The organism is Pseudazoarcus sp. NS36, assembly GCF_059703705.1.
Genome location: NZ_BAAKJA010000001.1, coordinates 286,638 through 300,704, shown reverse-complemented (window position 1 = coordinate 300,704; position 14,067 = coordinate 286,638). Strand labels below are relative to the sequence as shown.

Sequence of the window (14,067 nt, the reverse complement as noted above, 5' to 3'; positions counted from 1 at the left end):
CCGCCGTGGCGCCCGGCACGCGCAAGCGGTCGGTCGCCACGGTTTTTCCGAACATCGAGAGAGTCCTTCCATGACAAAACTCGAACGAGCGGCCGACAGGATCGAGTCGTTCATCGACTGGACTGGCCGCTTCACTTCCTGGCTGATCCTCGCGCTGGTGGTGCTGATCGCGGCGGAAGTGCTGCTGCGCTACACGATGAGTTTCGGCGCCGTGTGGGCGCAGGAGCTGGAGTGGCACCTGCTGGCGGTGATTTCGCTGTGGGGCATCGCCTACACGCAGAAGCACGACGCCCATGTGCGCGTCGACATCGTCTATCAGACCTTCAGCCAGAAGACCAAGGACTGGATGGAGTTCCTCAGTGCCGCACTGCTGATGGCCCCCATGTCCTTCTACTTTGCGTGGCTGGCCATACGTTTCGTCACCCAGTCCCACGACATGGGTGAGATTTCGCCCGATCCCGGCGGACTTACCCACCGATGGATTCTCAAGTCCTTCGTGATTTCAGGCTTCACTCTGCTCGGCATACAGAGCATCGCCATGGCGCTGCGCAAGCTCGCAGCCGTGATGGGTCATCGCACGGGAGCGCGCAATGCCGACCAATGAAATTCTTGCCATCCTGATGCTGGTCAGCTTCGTCGTCATGCTCACGCTGGGCGTGAGGGTGGCGTACGCGATTGCAGTGTCAGGCATCGTCTTCGGCCTGATCGGTTTCGGGCCGCTGCTGTTCAATCTGCTGCCGTCGCGTCTGTACGGGGCGGCGACCAACTACACGCTGCTGGCGGTGCCGCTGTTCGTGTTCATGGGGGTGATGCTCGAGAAGTCCCGCATCGCCGAGGACATGATCGACGTCATGGGCCATCTGGCCGGCCGGCTGCGCGGCGGCATGGGCATGGCCATCGTGCTCGTGGGCGTGATGATGGGCGCGGCCACCGGTATTGTCGGCGCCACCATCGTGACCTTGGGTCTGATTGCGCTGCCGACGCTGCTCAAGCGCGGCTACGACCACGGTCTGGCCAGTGGTGCGATCTGCGCTTCCGGCACGCTGGGGCAGATCATCCCGCCCAGTCTGGTGCTGATCCTGCTGTCCGACCTGATGGGTGAATCCGTCGGCACGCTGTTCGCGGCGGCGCTGATGCCGGGCTTGATGCTGGCGGCCCTGTACGTGCTCTACATCCTGTTCATCGCCTGGATTAAGCCCGAACTTGCGCCGGCGCTGACCGAGGAGGAGCTCGACACGATGTCGCGCATGGATCTGCTCAAGGCTTTCCTGCGCGGTGTGCTGCCGCCGATGGCGCTGGTCGGTGCGGTACTTGGCTCGATCATCGGCGGCGTCGCGGCGCCGACCGAAGCGGCTGCGATGGGCGCTTTCGGCGCCATCCTGCTGGTCATCGGTCTGGGCAAGATGAACATGGACGTGCTGCGCGATACCTTGCGCCAGACGCTGATCACGACCTCCATGATCATGTTCATCATCCTCGCCTCGCAGGCTTTCAGCCTGTCCTTCCGCGGGCTGGGCGGCGAAGACCTGATTGCCGAGTTCATGGAGCTTGTGCCGGGCGGGCTGTGGGGAACCATCATCTTCATGATGGTGTTGCTGTTCATCCTCGGCTTCTTCCTTGAATGGATCGAAATCTCCTACATCGTGCTGCCGCTGCTGCTGCCGTTCTTCGTGGCGGCCGGGGTTGACATGGTGTGGTTGGGCATCCTGATCTGCATCAACCTGCAGACCTCCTTCCTGACACCACCATTCGGGTGGGCGCTGTTCTTCCTGAAGGGCTGCGCGCCTCCCGAGGTCAAGGTGATGGAGATCTACAAGGGCGTCATCCCCTTCATCGGTCTGCAGGTTCTGGGTCTCGGCCTGGTCATGGCTTTCCCGGATATCGCCACCTGGCTGCCCAAGGCCATCGGCTGGATGAAGTAGCGCCGCGCATTCACAAATAACAACAAGCAAGGAGAAGACGAGATGATCAATCCGGTCCGCGCAACGCGCGGGATCGCGGTGGCGTCGCACGCCATGGCTGCCCAGTCGGCCTCGGCCGTACTGCGCGATGGGGGCAATGCGCTGGAGGCCATGATTGCGGCGGCCGCAACGATCGCGGTGGTCTATCCGCACATGAACGGCATCGGCGGTGACAGCTTCTGGTTGTTCTCCGAGCCGGGCAAGGCGCCGCGCGCGATCGACTCTTGCGGCGCCGCGGCGGCTGGTGCGACGCGGGAGTTCTATGCCGAGAAGGGCATGTCGTCGATTCCGATGCGTGGCCCGCTGGCGGCCAATACGGTGGCCGGCACGATTTCGGGTTGGGATCTGGCTTTCAAGGTGAGTCGCGAGTGGGGCGGCAGCTTGACGCTGCAGCGTTTGCTGGCTGATGCCATCGGTTATGCACGCGACGGGATTCCGGTGACCCGCAGCCAAGCGGCCAGCACCAGCGCCAAGTTCGGCGAGCTGCACAGGCAGCCGGGCTTTGCGGATACCTTTCTGGTGGAGGGCTCGGCGCCGGCTGAGGGCAGCGTGTTCCGTCAGCCGCGCATGGCGGCAACGCTAGAACGGCTTGCCGACGCGGGCCTGCGCGATTTCTACGAGGGGGAAGTGGCCCAGCGTATCGCCGCCGATCTGCAGCAGTTGGGCAGCCCGTTACGCGCGGAAGATCTGGCGCGGCACCGCGCCGAGCTGCGCACGCCGGTTGAGCTGAAGCACTCGCGGGGCAAGGTTTACAACATGACGCCGCCGACGCAGGGCGTGATATCGCTGGCCATTCTCGGCACGCTGGACCGCCTTGGCGTGGAACAGGTTGATCCGATGTCGGCCGATTACATCCACCTCGCGGTCGAAGCCACCAAGCAGGCTTTCCGGGTACGTGACGAGCACGTCACCGACCCGGCCTACATGACCGTCGACGCGCAGTCTCTGCTTGATGCCGACAAGCTCGATGCCCTGGCCGGCAATGTCGACCGCAACCGCGCGCTGGCCTGGGGCGGTGCGACGGAGCCGGGCGACACGATCTGGATGGGCGTGATCGACGGAGAAGGACGCGCTGTGTCCTTTATCCAGAGCATCTATCACGAGTTCGGTAGCGGTGTGGTGCTGCCCGATACGGGCATCAACTGGCAGAACCGCGGCTGCAGCTTCTCGCTCGACCCGAAGGCGCTCAACACGCTCGAACCGGGGCGCAAGCCTTTCCATACCCTCAACCCCGCGCTGGCCCTGCTCGACGACGGCCGAAGCATGGTCTATGGCACCATGGGGGGCGATGGCCAGCCGCAGACGCAGGCAGCGGTGTTCACGCGCTACGTGCAGATGGGTATGGGCCTGCAGCAGGCCGTCACAGCGCCGCGCTGGCTGCTCGGGCGTACCTGGGGCAGCATGTCCGAATCGCTCAAGATCGAGTCACGCTTTGCGCCGCGCGTGGCCGAAGAGCTGCGACGCCGTCACCACAGGGTGGATGTCATCGACGCATTCGACGAAACAGTGGGCCATGCCGGGGCGCTGGTGCATCATCCCAGCGGGATGATGGAAGGCGCCTTCGATCCCCGCAGCGACGGAGCTGTAGCGGGTTTCTGAAGCACGGTTCTGAGAAGATACGGGCGGCCTGCGGGTCGCCCGTTTTCATTCCATGCGGCTGGATTGACCTGTCCGCACAGTGCCCATGCTTGAACCCGGGTGCCAAAAGAAAGGGCCACCCGAAGGTGGCCCTTTATACGAATCCGGAATGGTCCGGATTACTTGTCGCGCGTCTCGACTTGCTGGAGCGGCTCGTCCGGCACGGTCTTCGGGCGGCGTGGTGTCCGGCCGAGCGGCACCGTCTGCTGAGCTTCAGCCACCGGAGCGGCCCCCGGTTTGGTCTCGACCAGCTCCAGGCCGACTTGTGCAAGCGGCACGGTCACCGAGATCGGATCGCTCGGGCGGGACTTCGGAGCCGCCACTTTTTCGACCGGCTTGACCGGCTCGGGCTGCGCTTGCTCGACTTCCTCAACGACCGCAGCAGGTTGTTCGGCAACGACTTCCGCCTCGGCGGCTTTCGGCGCTTCGACAACTTCAGCGATTTCAGCCACTTCAGCCGTCGGTGCATCAGCTTGAGATGCCGGCATGGGCTCTTCGGCCAGCGTTTGCAGCGGTTCAACCGGGGCGACTTCCAGCGCCGGAACCTCAGCCGCCGGTGCTGCCGGCTGCTCTTCGACCGGGATGGCCGTCACGTCCGGCACGTTCTCCGTTACGGGTGCTGCGGCAACGGGCTGCTGCGTTTCGGCAGCTTCCGCAGCCTCCGCGCTCACGGATTCTTCGGTATCGAGGGCAGCTTCACTGTCGAGTGCGCCTTCGTTTTCACCTGCGTTGGCGGAATCCTGGCGATCCGCACCACCACGGCCGCGACGACCGCGACGGCGACGGCGACGTGCCGGAGCAGCTTCGTCACCGTTCTCGCCGGCATCCGTCGCTTGCGCCTCGACGGCGGCTTCGGCTACGACCACTGCGGCAGCAACTTCCGCGAGTTCGACAGCCTCGGCGATCTCCGTTTCCTTGCGCGGCTCGGCGCGCTGACCACGGCCACGGCGGTTACGGCCGCCTTGCGATTCGGTGTTCTCGCGAGCTGCCGGGGTTTCACGCTCGGCGGCTTCCGGCTTGCGAGCCTGACGGCCACGTTGGTTCTGGTTCTCTTCCTGGCGTTCGGTGCGATCGCCCTGGCCTTCACCACGGCGGTTGTTGCGGCCGTTGCGACGATTGTCGCCACGCTCACCGCGGTCACCGCGCTCGCCGCGGGACGGAGCCTTCTCCTGGCGACGGGGCTTTTCGGCGGTTTTGGCGGCAGGTTCGGCGGGGGCCGGAACCGGTGCATTGCTGCGGCTCAGCCATCCGAAGAAGCGAGTGATCAGTCCTTTGCCTTCGGCGGCCACCACCGGCGCAGCCGCCGCTGCGGTAGCTGCGGAGGTCGGCGCAGGCTGTCCGGGGGCGATGCCCTTGACGGCGGCTTCTGGACGGGCGGGTTTGCTGCTGCCTTCGTCGGGCAGGCGCATGTCGACGGCCGGCGGCTGAGCGGCCATCTGGTAGCTCGCCAGCGCGATGTCTTCGGCGTCGAGTTGGTCGTGACGCAGGCGCACGATCTCGTGGTGCGGCGTCTCCATGTGCCGGTTCGGCACGATGATGATCTGGATGCGGTGGCGCAGTTCGATGCGTGCGATGTCGTTACGCTTCTCGTTGAGCAGGAAGGTCGCAACGTCAACCGGCACCTGGATGTGCACGGCGCCGGTGTTCTCCTTCATCGCTTCCTCTTCGAGGATGCGCAGGATGTGCAGGGCCGACGATTCGGTGCCGCGGATATGGCCGGTGCCGTGGCAGCGCGGGCAGGGCACGTAGCTGGTTTCGGACAGGGCCGGACGCAGGCGCTGGCGCGACAGCTCGAGCAGGCCGAAGCGGCTGATCTTGCCGGTCTGAACGCGGGCGCGGTCGTGGTGCAGGGCGTCGCGCAGGCGGTTCTCTACCTCGCGCTGGGCCTTCTGCGATTCCATGTCGATGAAGTCGATGACGATCAGGCCGCCCAGGTCGCGCAGGCGCAGTTGGCGGGCGATCTCGTCAGCGGCTTCGCAGTTGGTGCGCAGCGCCGTCTCTTCGATGTCCGCACCCTTGGTGGCGCGGCCGGAGTTGACGTCGACCGACACCAGCGCTTCGGTGTGGTCGATCACCAGCGCACCGCCCGAGGGCAGCGTGACCTGCCGCGCGTAGGCGGATTCGATCTGGTGCTCGATCTGGAAGCGCGAGAACAGCGGAACGTCGTCGCTGTAGCGCTTCACCTTGTCGACGTTGTCGGGCATGACGTGGGCCATGAACTGGCGCGCCTGCTCATAGACCTCGTCGGTGTCGATCAGCAGTTCGCCGATCTCGGGCTGGAAGTAGTCGCGGATCGCGCGGATCACGAGGCTGCCTTCCTGATAGATCAGGAACGCGCCATTCTGTGAGGTCGCTGCGCCGTCGATGGCCTGCCACAGTTGCAGCAGGTAGTTCAGGTCCCACTGCAGCTCTTCGGCAGAACGGCCGATCGCCGCGGTGCGCGCGATCAGGCTCATGCCGGCAGGGGCTTCAAGCTGATCCATGACTTCGCGTAGTTCAGCGCGCTCGTCACCCTCGACACGGCGCGATACACCACCGCCGCGCGGGTTGTTGGGCATCAGGACCAGGTAGCGGCCGGCCAGCGAAATGTAGGTGGTGAGTGCTGCGCCCTTGTTGCCGCGCTCATCCTTCTCGACCTGAACGATGAGTTCCTGGCCAACGGACAGCACATCCTGGATGCGCGCCTTGCCGGCATCACCGCCGCCGGAAAAGTAACTGCGCGAGATTTCCTTGAAGGGCAGGAAGCCATGACGCTCCGAACCGTAGTCGACGAAAGCTGCTTCGAGACTCGGTTCGATGCGGGTAATGACCGCCTTGTAGATGTTGCTCTTACGCTCTTCCTTCGATGCCGATTCGATGTCGAGGTCGATCAGTTTCTGACCATCGACGATCGCGACGCGGAGTTCCTCGGCTTGCGTCGCATTGAAAAGCATGCGCTTCATGTATTTCGTACTCCCGCGTTGTCACACGGGCAGGACGAACGGCGCGCACCATCGCGCTTACGGGTTCAGGAGCCGATTGTTGAGACTGCTTTCATCCGGGATTCTGTGGCGTTGATGGGTCGGGCTGGTCGTTTTCCGGAGTTCCCGCGCGTAGGCCGGAACTCTTGATCCTGCATGTGCTTAACGCTTGTGGGTCCAAGGTCTCGATCCTGTGGATCGAGGTTCGTCGTCTGGGTTACCATCGCCGCTTTTGCCGCGCGCGAGGCAAGCCTTTGTGGTTTGTCGGGAGCTCGCTTGTGGGCTCATTTCCGGACCGATTCCGACACCTTCGGGTGCCAAAGAATCCGGTCATCACCGGCAAAACCAGCGCAGAGTATATTTCATCAGTGTGCTGCAACGCAAAGTTCTTATGAACAAGAGGCTTGTTTGATGGGCGTGATGTTGCGGTGCGAAATAAAATGACAGGGGGAAGTGTGGCTGAAGGCGCAGCGCCTGCGGTGACGCGGGTGCGCATTGATGAAGGGGACGCAGGGCAGCGCATCGACAACTATCTGTTGCGGGTGTGCAAGGGTGTGCCCAAAAGCCACGTCTACCGGATCCTGCGCAGCGGCGAAGTGCGTGTGAATGGCGGGCGAATCGGCCCCACCTACCGTCTGGCCGATGGCGACGAAGTGCGCATTCCGCCGGTGCGCATCGCGCAGCGTGAAAACAATGCGCCCGTTCCGGTCGGCACTCCGCTGCCCGTGGTGTTCGAGGATGAAGCGCTGGTGGTGGTCAACAAGCCTGCCGGCACGGCCGTGCATGGCGGTAGTGGCGTCAGCTACGGGGTGATCGAGCAGTTGCGGGCTCAGCGCCCCGATGCCCGCATGCTGGAGTTGGCGCACCGTCTGGATCGTGAGACCTCCGGCTTGCTGATCATCGCCAAGAAGCGTTCCGCGCTGAAGGTGCTGCATGACATGCAGCGCAACGGCAGCATCGAAAAGCATTACTTCAGCCTGGTCGTTGGGCAGTGGAAGAATCGTCTGCAGCACGTGAAGTTGCCGCTGTACAAGTATCTGCAGGCTGACGGTGAGCGCCGCGTGCGTGTTTCGGACGAAGGCAAGCCCTCGCACTCGATCGTACGGCTGGTCAGGAACTACGACCGTTTCAGTCTGGTTGAAGTGGAGCTGAAGACAGGGCGTACGCACCAGATTCGCGTGCATCTGACGCACCTTGGCTTTCCGCTGGCGGGTGACGACAAGTACGGTGACTTTGCGCTCAACAAGTCGCTGGAGCGTGAAGGGCTCAAGCGCATGTTTCTGCACGCGGCGCGCCTGCGCCTGGCGCATCCGGTGAGCGGGGAGATGCTTGATCTCGAAGTGCCGTTGCCGCCCGAGCTGCAACAGTTCCTCGTGCGACTGGAAGCGGGGCGGGTATGAAGCGCCGCTTTGATTTGATCGTGTTCGACTGGGACGGCACCTTGATGGACTCGGCCGGCGCCATCGTGCGTGCCATCCAGGCTTCGGCGCGCGACCTTGGCCTGCCCGAGCCGTCCGAGGCGCGGGCGCGCCACGTCATTGGTCTGGGCCTGCAGGAGGCCTTGTCGTATGCGGTGCCGGAGCTCGATCCTGCGGGCTATCCCGACATGGTCGAGCGTTATCGCCATCACTATCTGTCCGCCGACCATCAACTGGAACTGTTTCCGGGTTCGTTCGAACTGGTCGAGTCGCTGGCGGATTCGGGGCGTTTCCTCGGGGTTGCCACCGGCAAGAGCCGCAAGGGGCTTGATCGCGCATTGGGCCACAGTCGGCTTGGCCCGTTCTTTCATGTCACGCGTTGCGCGGATGAATGTTTCTCCAAGCCGCACCCGCAGATGCTCGAAGAGGTCATGGCGGAGTGCGGTGTGTTGCCCGAACGCACGCTGATGATCGGCGATACCACGCACGATCTGCTGATGGCGCGCAACGCAGGGGTGGACGCTGTGGCGGTGGAGTTCGGCGCGCATCCGCGCCAGGCGCTGCTCGAAGCGGCGCCCTTGGGGATGGTGGATTCGACCGCGGCGCTGGCAGACTGGCTGCGCGCGAACGCCTGAGTCAGCGACTCAAGGCAGTTCCAGGCCCTGGCTGCGCAGCATGCGCGAGAGCGCGATTAGCGGCAGGCCCACCAGTGCGGTGGGGTCGTCGCCCGACAGTGCGTCGAGGAGCGTAATGCCGAGGCCCTCGGATTTGGCGCTGCCGGCGCAGTCGAGCGGCATTTCCTTGTCTACATAGCGCACGATCTCGGTCTCGTTCAGTGTGCGAAAACGCACCTGGGTCGGCACGCTGTCGGTCATCCGTTCGCCGCTGCGCGTGTTTACCAGTGCCAGTGCGGTGTGAAAGATCACGGTCTGGCCGCTCATGCGGCGCAGTTGCGCGTGAGCGCGCTCGACGCTGCCTGGCTTGCCGAAGACTTCGCGGCCGATGTGGGCGACCTGGTCGCTGCCGATGATCAGTGCGTCGTCGAATCGCGCTGCAACGGCCAAGGCCTTTTCGAGCGCAAGGCGGTTGGCGGTAGCCTCGGGCGTTTCCCCGTTCAGCGGGGTTTCATCCACTTCGGGTCGGGCGGTCTCGAACGGGATGTGCAGGCGTTCGAGCAGCATGCGGCGGTAGGCGGAAGTCGAGGCGAGGACGAGTCTCATCGGGCTGCGGAAATGCTCTTTGACAGGAAAGTCCGAAATGGTATCATCCCGCCCTTATGTCGCGACGCTGCGTCCTTTCCGATCCGATCCGCTTTGCTCTAGACGAGCGCAGTCTGCAAGGGCGGGTGGCGCTGGCCGACATGGCGCGACTTTCCGACGTGCTGGTTGAGGCGGTTGGCGAAGCAGTCTGGACATTGACCGGAGAGCGCGATGTCGGCGGCAAGCCGTTTCTGCGGCTGGAAGTCCGGGCGGAGCCGGTGGTTCGCTGCCAGCGTTGTCTGAACGGGCTGGAATGGGACTTCGATCATGTGTCGGTGCTGCGGCTGGTAAGGCCGGGGACGCCGATCGGTGACGAGGATCTTGAGAACGACGAATACGACACCATCGAGGCGCAGCCCGATCTGGACGTGATCGCGCTGCTCGAGGAAGAAATGCTGCTCGCGCTTCCGCTTGCCCCGGTGCATGAAAGTTGCGAGCCGCCGCGCCCGCATGGCGGGAATGACAAAAAATCGCCGTTCGACGTACTCGCTTCGCTGCGAGGCTCGAACAAGCTGCAATAAACGTATAGCCAGTTACCAGGAGCATTTCCATGGCCGTTCAACAAAACAAGAAGTCCCCGTCCAAGCGTGGCATGCACCGTGCGCACGATGCGCTGACCGCGCCCCCGCTGGCCGTCGAGTCGACCACGGGCGAGGTGCACCTGCGTCACCACATCAGCCCGAATGGTTTTTACCGCGGCCGCAAGGTCGTAAAGACCAAGGGCGAGTAAGCTGGCCCGACTCGAACGGCGCAGCGCATCGCGCGACTGCGCCGTTTTCTTGTCCACCTTCGGAAGGTCCAAGACACACGCATGGATGTCACCGTTGCAATAGATTGCATGGGTGGCGATCACGGGCCGGTTGTGACCGTGCCTGCCACCCGCGCGTTTCTTCGTAGTCATCCGGGCGCCAGGGCCATTCTGGTCGGCCGTCCGGAGGCGCTAGACGCGGCTGCTGCCGAGCTTGGCAACGAGTTTGCTGAGCGCTTTTCCACGCAAGTGGCGACCGAGGTCGTCGGCATGGACGAGTCTCCGGTCAGCGCGATGAAGAACAAGAAGGACTCGTCAATGCGGGTCGCGATCGAGCTCGTCAAGTCCGGGCGTGCCGATGCGGCTGTGTCCGCCGGCAACACCGGCGCGCTCATGGCGATCTCGCGCTTCGTCCTGAAAACCCTCCCCGATATCGATCGCCCGGCCATTGCTACTGCCTTGCCGACCATGAAAGGCAAGTGCTACGTGCTGGACCTGGGTGCCAACGTTGATTGCTCGGCTGCGCACCTGCTGCAGTTCGGTGTGATGGGCGCCTCCCTGGTGGCGGCCATCGAACACATCGAGCGTCCGCGTGTGGGGCTGCTCAACATCGGCGAGGAAGTCATCAAGGGCAACGAAGTCGTCAAGCAGGCGGGTGAGTTGCTGCGCAACAGCGGCCTGAACTTCATCGGCAACGTTGAAGGGGACGACATCTACAAGGGCAAGAGCGACGTCGTGGTGTGCGACGGTTTCGTCGGCAACGTCGCGCTCAAGGCTTCAGAGGGCATCGCTCAGATGATGGCGAGCTTCCTGCGCGAGGAATTCGGGCGCGGTCTGCTCTCGAAGCTTTCGGCGCTGGCAGCCATGCCGGTGCTGAAGCGCTTCAAAGGGCGTGTTGATCATCGCGTCTACAATGGCGCGGTGCTGCTCGGTTTGCGCGGCGTGGTGGTGAAGAGTCATGGTTCGGCGGATGTGTTTGCCTATGAGCAGGCCATCTACCGTGCAGCGGAGGCGGCAGCGAATCGCCTCATCGAACGAATCGGCGACCGCATGGCCGCAGTGGAAGGGGTGAGTGAGGCATGACATTCGCGCGCATCGCGGGAACCGGCAGTTTCGTACCGGGCGAACCGGTTACCAACCAGAATCTGGTCGAGCAGGGCATCGAGACCTCGGACGAATGGATTGTCGAGCGCACCGGTATCCGCGCACGCCATCTTGCCGAGAAGGGCGTGGTCACCAGTGATCTGGCCGCCGAAGCATGTCGCCGGGCGCTGGAAGCGGCCGGCCTGCAGCCGAACGACATCGACCTGGTGATCGTTGCCACGTCGACTCCTGATTGCATTTTCCCGAGTACGGCCGCACTGCTGCAGGCCAAGCTCGGTATCGACAACGGCTGTGCGGCCTTTGACGTGCAGGCGGTGTGCAGTGGTTTCGTCTACGGCATGACCATTGCCGAGAAATTCATCCGTTCGGGCAGCAACCGTCGTGCGCTGGTCGTGGGTGCGGAGGTGTTCTCGCGCATCATCGACTGGAAAGATCGCGGCACCTGTGTGCTGTTCGGTGACGGCGCCGGGGCCGTGGTGCTGGAGGCGGCCGATGAGCCGGGCGTGCTGGCTACTGCATTGCACGCCGACGGCAGTCATTCGCCGATCCTGTGCGCACCGGGGACGGTTGCCGCTGGTGGCGTGATCGGTGACCCCTTCCTGCGCATGGACGGTCAGGCGGTGTTCAAGCTGGCGGTCAAGGTGTTGGGCGAAGTTGCACAGGAAGTCATTGATGCAGCAGACCTGCAGCTCGAGGACATCGACTGGCTGATTCCGCATCAGGCCAATATCCGCATCATGCAGGCCACCGCCAAGCGCCTGAAGCTGACGATGGACAACGTGGTCGTCACCGTCGACCGTCATGGCAATACTTCCGCCGCGTCGATCCCGCTGGCACTCGACGCCGCCGTGCGTGACGGTCGTATCCGTCGCGGTCAGCGCGTGCTGCTCGAAGGCGTCGGTGGTGGTTTCACCTGGGGCGCGGTGCTGTTCCGCTTCTGAAGGGAGTTCCAAGAATGTCCGTAGCACTCGTTTTCCCGGGGCAGGGTTCGCAGTCGGTCGGCATGATGGCCGCCTACGGCGACCTCGCCGTGGTTCGCGATACTTTTGCAGAAGCCTCTGCCGCGCTTGGCGAGGATCTGTGGGCGATGGTTGAGGAAGGTCCGGCCGAGCGTCTGTCGCTGACCGTGAACACCCAGCCGCTGATGCTGACCGCTGGCGTAGCGGTGTACCGCGCCTGGTTGGCTGCTGGTGGTCCGGCGCCGTCGGTGGTGGCCGGTCACAGTCTTGGCGAGTATTCCGCCTTGGTGGCTGCCGGCGCTTTGTCGTTTGCCGATGCCGTGCCTCTGGTGCGCTTTCGCGCGCAGGCCATGCAGGAAGCCGTGCCGGCCGGTGAGGGCGCCATGGCTGCGCTGCTCGGGCTTGATCCGGCCATCATTGACGAAGTCTGTGCCGAAGTGGCGCAGGGTCAGGTGGTGTCCGCCGCCAACCTCAACGCGCCCGGTCAGGTCGTGATCGCCGGTGCGACTGCGGCGGTTGAGCGCGCCATGGCGCTGGCCAAGGAGCGCGGTGCCAAGCGCGCCGTGCCGCTGCCGGTGAGTGCGCCGTTCCACTGCGCAATGATGCGCCCCGCCGCCGAGCGTCTGGCCGAGCGTCTGGCCTCCGTGACGATTTCCGCGCCTTCGATTGCCGTTGTGAACAACGTCGATGTCGGCATCGAGACCGATCCGGAGCGCATTCGTGATGCGTTGATCCGTCAGGCCTATTCGCCGGTGCGCTGGATCGAGACGATTGAAGCGATTGCGGCGCGTGGTGTATCCCATATCTTTGAATGCGGGCCGGGCAAGGTGCTGGCTGGCATGAGCAAGCGCAGCGCCGGCGAAGTGCCGTGCGCGTCCATTCACGATGCGGCGAGCCTCGGCGAGGCCGTTGCAGCGGCGAGGTAAGGTCATGAGCAAATCACTGGAAGGGCAGGTTGCCCTCGTCACTGGCGCGTCGCGCGGCATCGGCCGTGCCATCGCCCTTGAACTCGGCGCCATGGGCGCTACGGTGATCGGTACCGCCACTTCCGAGGCGGGGGCGGCCGATATTTCAGCCGGGCTGTCCGCTGCAGGCGTGAAGGGCGCGGGCCGTATGCTCAACGTCACCGACGCCGCAGCCTGTGAGGCGCTGCTCGGAGCGATCGAGAAGGAATTCGGTACGGTTGCCATCCTCGTCAACAACGCCGGTATCACGCGTGACAACCTCGCGATGCGGATGAAGGACGACGAGTGGTCCGATGTCATCAGCACCAACCTCGACGCGGTGTACCGTATGTCGAAGCTGGTCATGCGCGGCATGATGAAGGCACGCAGCGGGCGCATCATCAACATCACCTCGGTGGTGGGTAGCGCAGGCAATCCCGGTCAGGCCAACTATGCTGCTGCCAAGGCCGGTGTTGCCGGCATGAGTCGCGCGCTGGCGCGTGAGTTGGGCAGCCGCGGCATCACCGTCAACTGCGTGGCGCCCGGTTTCATCGATACCGACATGACCAAGGCATTGCCTGAGTCGGCGCGTGAAGGGCTGCTGGGGCAGATCGCTCTGGGCCGGCTCGGCGATCCGCAGGAGATTGCCGCGGCGGTCGGCTTCCTGGCCTCGCCGGCAGCAAGTTACGTCACGGGTACCACCTTGCACGTCAATGGTGGCATGTACATGGCCTGATCAGCGGTCACGATAGCGGCAGCCGGCGTTTTTGGTAGAATGTCGCGGCTTTGGTTTCACTCATATTTCTACATATCAGGGAAGGAGTCTCTCCATGGAGAACATCGAACAGCGCGTCAAGAAGATCGTTGCCGAGCAGCTTGGCGTCAACGAGTCGGAGATCAAGAACGATTCGTCGTTTGTTGACGATCTCGGCGCAGATTCGCTCGACACGGTCGAGTTGGTGATGGCGCTGGAGGAGGAGTTCGAGTGCGAAATTCCCGACGAAGAAGCCGAGAAGATCACCAGCGTTCAGCAGGCAATTGACTACGTCAATGCCCATCTGAAGAAGTAATTTTTC

The 14,067-nt window shown here is 63.8% G+C and carries 14 protein-coding genes; 12 read left to right on the top strand and 2 right to left on the bottom strand.

Annotation, left to right across the window (positions count from 1 at the left end; translation table 11 throughout):
- Window positions 1–70: 70 nt before the first annotated feature.
- From AC6H0R_RS01430 to AC6H0R_RS01420, 3 genes are read left to right on the top strand one after another with little or no spacing between them, the layout of a single operon-like run.
- Window positions 71–604 (top strand): TRAP transporter small permease subunit, encoded by a 534-nt coding sequence (locus tag AC6H0R_RS01430; RefSeq protein ID WP_497579555.1) that lies wholly within the window; start codon window positions 71–73, stop codon window positions 602–604.
- A complete protein-coding gene (locus tag AC6H0R_RS01425; RefSeq protein WP_497579554.1) occupies window positions 591–1,922 on the top strand; it encodes a TRAP transporter large permease in 1,332 nt (443 codons plus the stop codon). The genes AC6H0R_RS01430 and AC6H0R_RS01425 overlap by 14 nt, the downstream gene beginning before the upstream one ends.
- A 42-nt stretch (window positions 1,923–1,964) precedes the next feature.
- Entirely contained in the window at window positions 1,965–3,560 is a 1,596-nt protein-coding gene (locus AC6H0R_RS01420) for a gamma-glutamyltransferase family protein (protein ID WP_497579553.1), read from the top strand.
- 158 nt (window positions 3,561–3,718) lie between these two features.
- Here the strand turns inward: AC6H0R_RS01420 and AC6H0R_RS01415 are convergent, their stop codons facing one another.
- Window positions 3,719–6,541, bottom strand: a complete 2,823-nt coding sequence (locus tag AC6H0R_RS01415) for an Rne/Rng family ribonuclease (protein ID WP_497579552.1) — start codon at window positions 6,539–6,541, stop codon at window positions 3,719–3,721.
- A 458-nt stretch (window positions 6,542–6,999) separates the two neighbouring features.
- Here AC6H0R_RS01415 and AC6H0R_RS01410 point away from each other — a divergent pair, with 458 nt between their 5' ends.
- Both AC6H0R_RS01410 and AC6H0R_RS01405 read left to right on the top strand, forming a co-directional pair.
- Window positions 7,000–7,959 carry an RluA family pseudouridine synthase gene (locus AC6H0R_RS01410; RefSeq protein WP_497579551.1) on the top strand — a complete coding sequence of 320 codons (960 nt, stop codon included), beginning with the start codon at window positions 7,000–7,002 and terminating at the stop codon, window positions 7,957–7,959.
- On the top strand, window positions 7,956–8,612 hold the full coding sequence (locus AC6H0R_RS01405; protein ID WP_497579550.1) for an HAD-IA family hydrolase: 657 nt from the start codon (window positions 7,956–7,958) through the stop codon (window positions 8,610–8,612). The genes AC6H0R_RS01410 and AC6H0R_RS01405 overlap by 4 nt, the downstream gene beginning before the upstream one ends.
- A 9-nt stretch (window positions 8,613–8,621) precedes the next feature.
- Here the strand turns inward: AC6H0R_RS01405 and AC6H0R_RS01400 are convergent, their stop codons facing one another.
- Window positions 8,622–9,197, bottom strand: coding sequence for a Maf family protein (locus AC6H0R_RS01400; protein WP_497579549.1), 576 nt, complete (start codon window positions 9,195–9,197; stop codon window positions 8,622–8,624).
- A gap of 125 nt (window positions 9,198–9,322) precedes the next feature.
- Here AC6H0R_RS01400 and AC6H0R_RS01395 point away from each other — a divergent pair, with 125 nt between their 5' ends.
- The 7 genes from AC6H0R_RS01395 (at window position 9,323) to acpP (ending at window position 14,061) form a co-directional block, all read left to right on the top strand.
- Window positions 9,323–9,757 carry a YceD family protein gene (locus tag AC6H0R_RS01395; RefSeq protein WP_497579548.1) on the top strand — a complete coding sequence of 145 codons (435 nt, stop codon included), beginning with the start codon at window positions 9,323–9,325 and terminating at the stop codon, window positions 9,755–9,757.
- A gap of 29 nt (window positions 9,758–9,786) precedes the next feature.
- Window positions 9,787–9,966 carry a 50S ribosomal protein L32 gene (gene rpmF, locus AC6H0R_RS01390; protein ID WP_497574255.1) on the top strand — a complete coding sequence of 60 codons (180 nt, stop codon included), beginning with the start codon at window positions 9,787–9,789 and terminating at the stop codon, window positions 9,964–9,966.
- Between the two features lie 81 nt (window positions 9,967–10,047).
- The gene (gene plsX, locus AC6H0R_RS01385) at window positions 10,048–11,067 is read left to right on the top strand and encodes a phosphate acyltransferase PlsX (protein WP_497579547.1); all 1,020 of its coding nucleotides are present in this window, start codon (window positions 10,048–10,050) and stop codon (window positions 11,065–11,067) included.
- A complete protein-coding gene (locus AC6H0R_RS01380; protein WP_497579546.1) occupies window positions 11,064–12,029 on the top strand; it encodes a beta-ketoacyl-ACP synthase III in 966 nt (321 codons plus the stop codon). The genes plsX and AC6H0R_RS01380 overlap by 4 nt, the downstream gene beginning before the upstream one ends.
- Before the next feature lie 14 nt (window positions 12,030–12,043).
- Window positions 12,044–12,973, top strand: coding sequence for an ACP S-malonyltransferase (gene fabD / locus AC6H0R_RS01375; RefSeq protein WP_497579545.1), 930 nt, complete (start codon window positions 12,044–12,046; stop codon window positions 12,971–12,973).
- A 4-nt stretch (window positions 12,974–12,977) separates the two neighbouring features.
- On the top strand, window positions 12,978–13,727 hold the full coding sequence (gene fabG / locus AC6H0R_RS01370) for a 3-oxoacyl-ACP reductase FabG (protein ID WP_497579544.1): 750 nt from the start codon (window positions 12,978–12,980) through the stop codon (window positions 13,725–13,727).
- Between the two features lie 94 nt (window positions 13,728–13,821).
- On the top strand, window positions 13,822–14,061 hold the full coding sequence (gene acpP, locus AC6H0R_RS01365) for an acyl carrier protein (RefSeq protein ID WP_497574250.1): 240 nt from the start codon (window positions 13,822–13,824) through the stop codon (window positions 14,059–14,061).
- The last annotated feature ends 6 nt before the right edge of the window (window positions 14,062–14,067 follow it).

Excerpts from the sequence above, each read along its gene's own strand:
- AC6H0R_RS01400 (WP_497579549.1), bottom strand. The coding sequence starts at position 9,197 with ATGAGACTCGTCCTCGCCTCGACTTCCGCCTACCGCCGCATGCTGCTC.
- AC6H0R_RS01380 (WP_497579546.1), top strand. The coding sequence starts at position 11,064 with ATGACATTCGCGCGCATCGCGGGAACCGGCAGTTTCGTACCGGGCGAA.
- AC6H0R_RS01420 (WP_497579553.1), top strand. The coding sequence starts at position 1,965 with ATGATCAATCCGGTCCGCGCAACGCGCGGGATCGCGGTGGCGTCGCAC.
- fabD (WP_497579545.1), top strand. The coding sequence starts at position 12,044 with ATGTCCGTAGCACTCGTTTTCCCGGGGCAGGGTTCGCAGTCGGTCGGC.
- AC6H0R_RS01425 (WP_497579554.1), top strand. The coding sequence starts at position 591 with ATGCCGACCAATGAAATTCTTGCCATCCTGATGCTGGTCAGCTTCGTC.
- fabG (WP_497579544.1), top strand. The coding sequence starts at position 12,978 with ATGAGCAAATCACTGGAAGGGCAGGTTGCCCTCGTCACTGGCGCGTCG.
- AC6H0R_RS01405 (WP_497579550.1), top strand. The coding sequence starts at position 7,956 with ATGAAGCGCCGCTTTGATTTGATCGTGTTCGACTGGGACGGCACCTTG.
- rpmF (WP_497574255.1), top strand. The coding sequence starts at position 9,787 with ATGGCCGTTCAACAAAACAAGAAGTCCCCGTCCAAGCGTGGCATGCAC.
- AC6H0R_RS01410 (WP_497579551.1), top strand. The coding sequence starts at position 7,000 with ATGACAGGGGGAAGTGTGGCTGAAGGCGCAGCGCCTGCGGTGACGCGG.
- plsX (WP_497579547.1), top strand. The coding sequence starts at position 10,048 with ATGGATGTCACCGTTGCAATAGATTGCATGGGTGGCGATCACGGGCCG.
- AC6H0R_RS01415 (WP_497579552.1), bottom strand. The coding sequence starts at position 6,541 with ATGAAGCGCATGCTTTTCAATGCGACGCAAGCCGAGGAACTCCGCGTC.
- AC6H0R_RS01430 (WP_497579555.1), top strand. The coding sequence starts at position 71 with ATGACAAAACTCGAACGAGCGGCCGACAGGATCGAGTCGTTCATCGAC.
- acpP (WP_497574250.1), top strand. The coding sequence starts at position 13,822 with ATGGAGAACATCGAACAGCGCGTCAAGAAGATCGTTGCCGAGCAGCTT.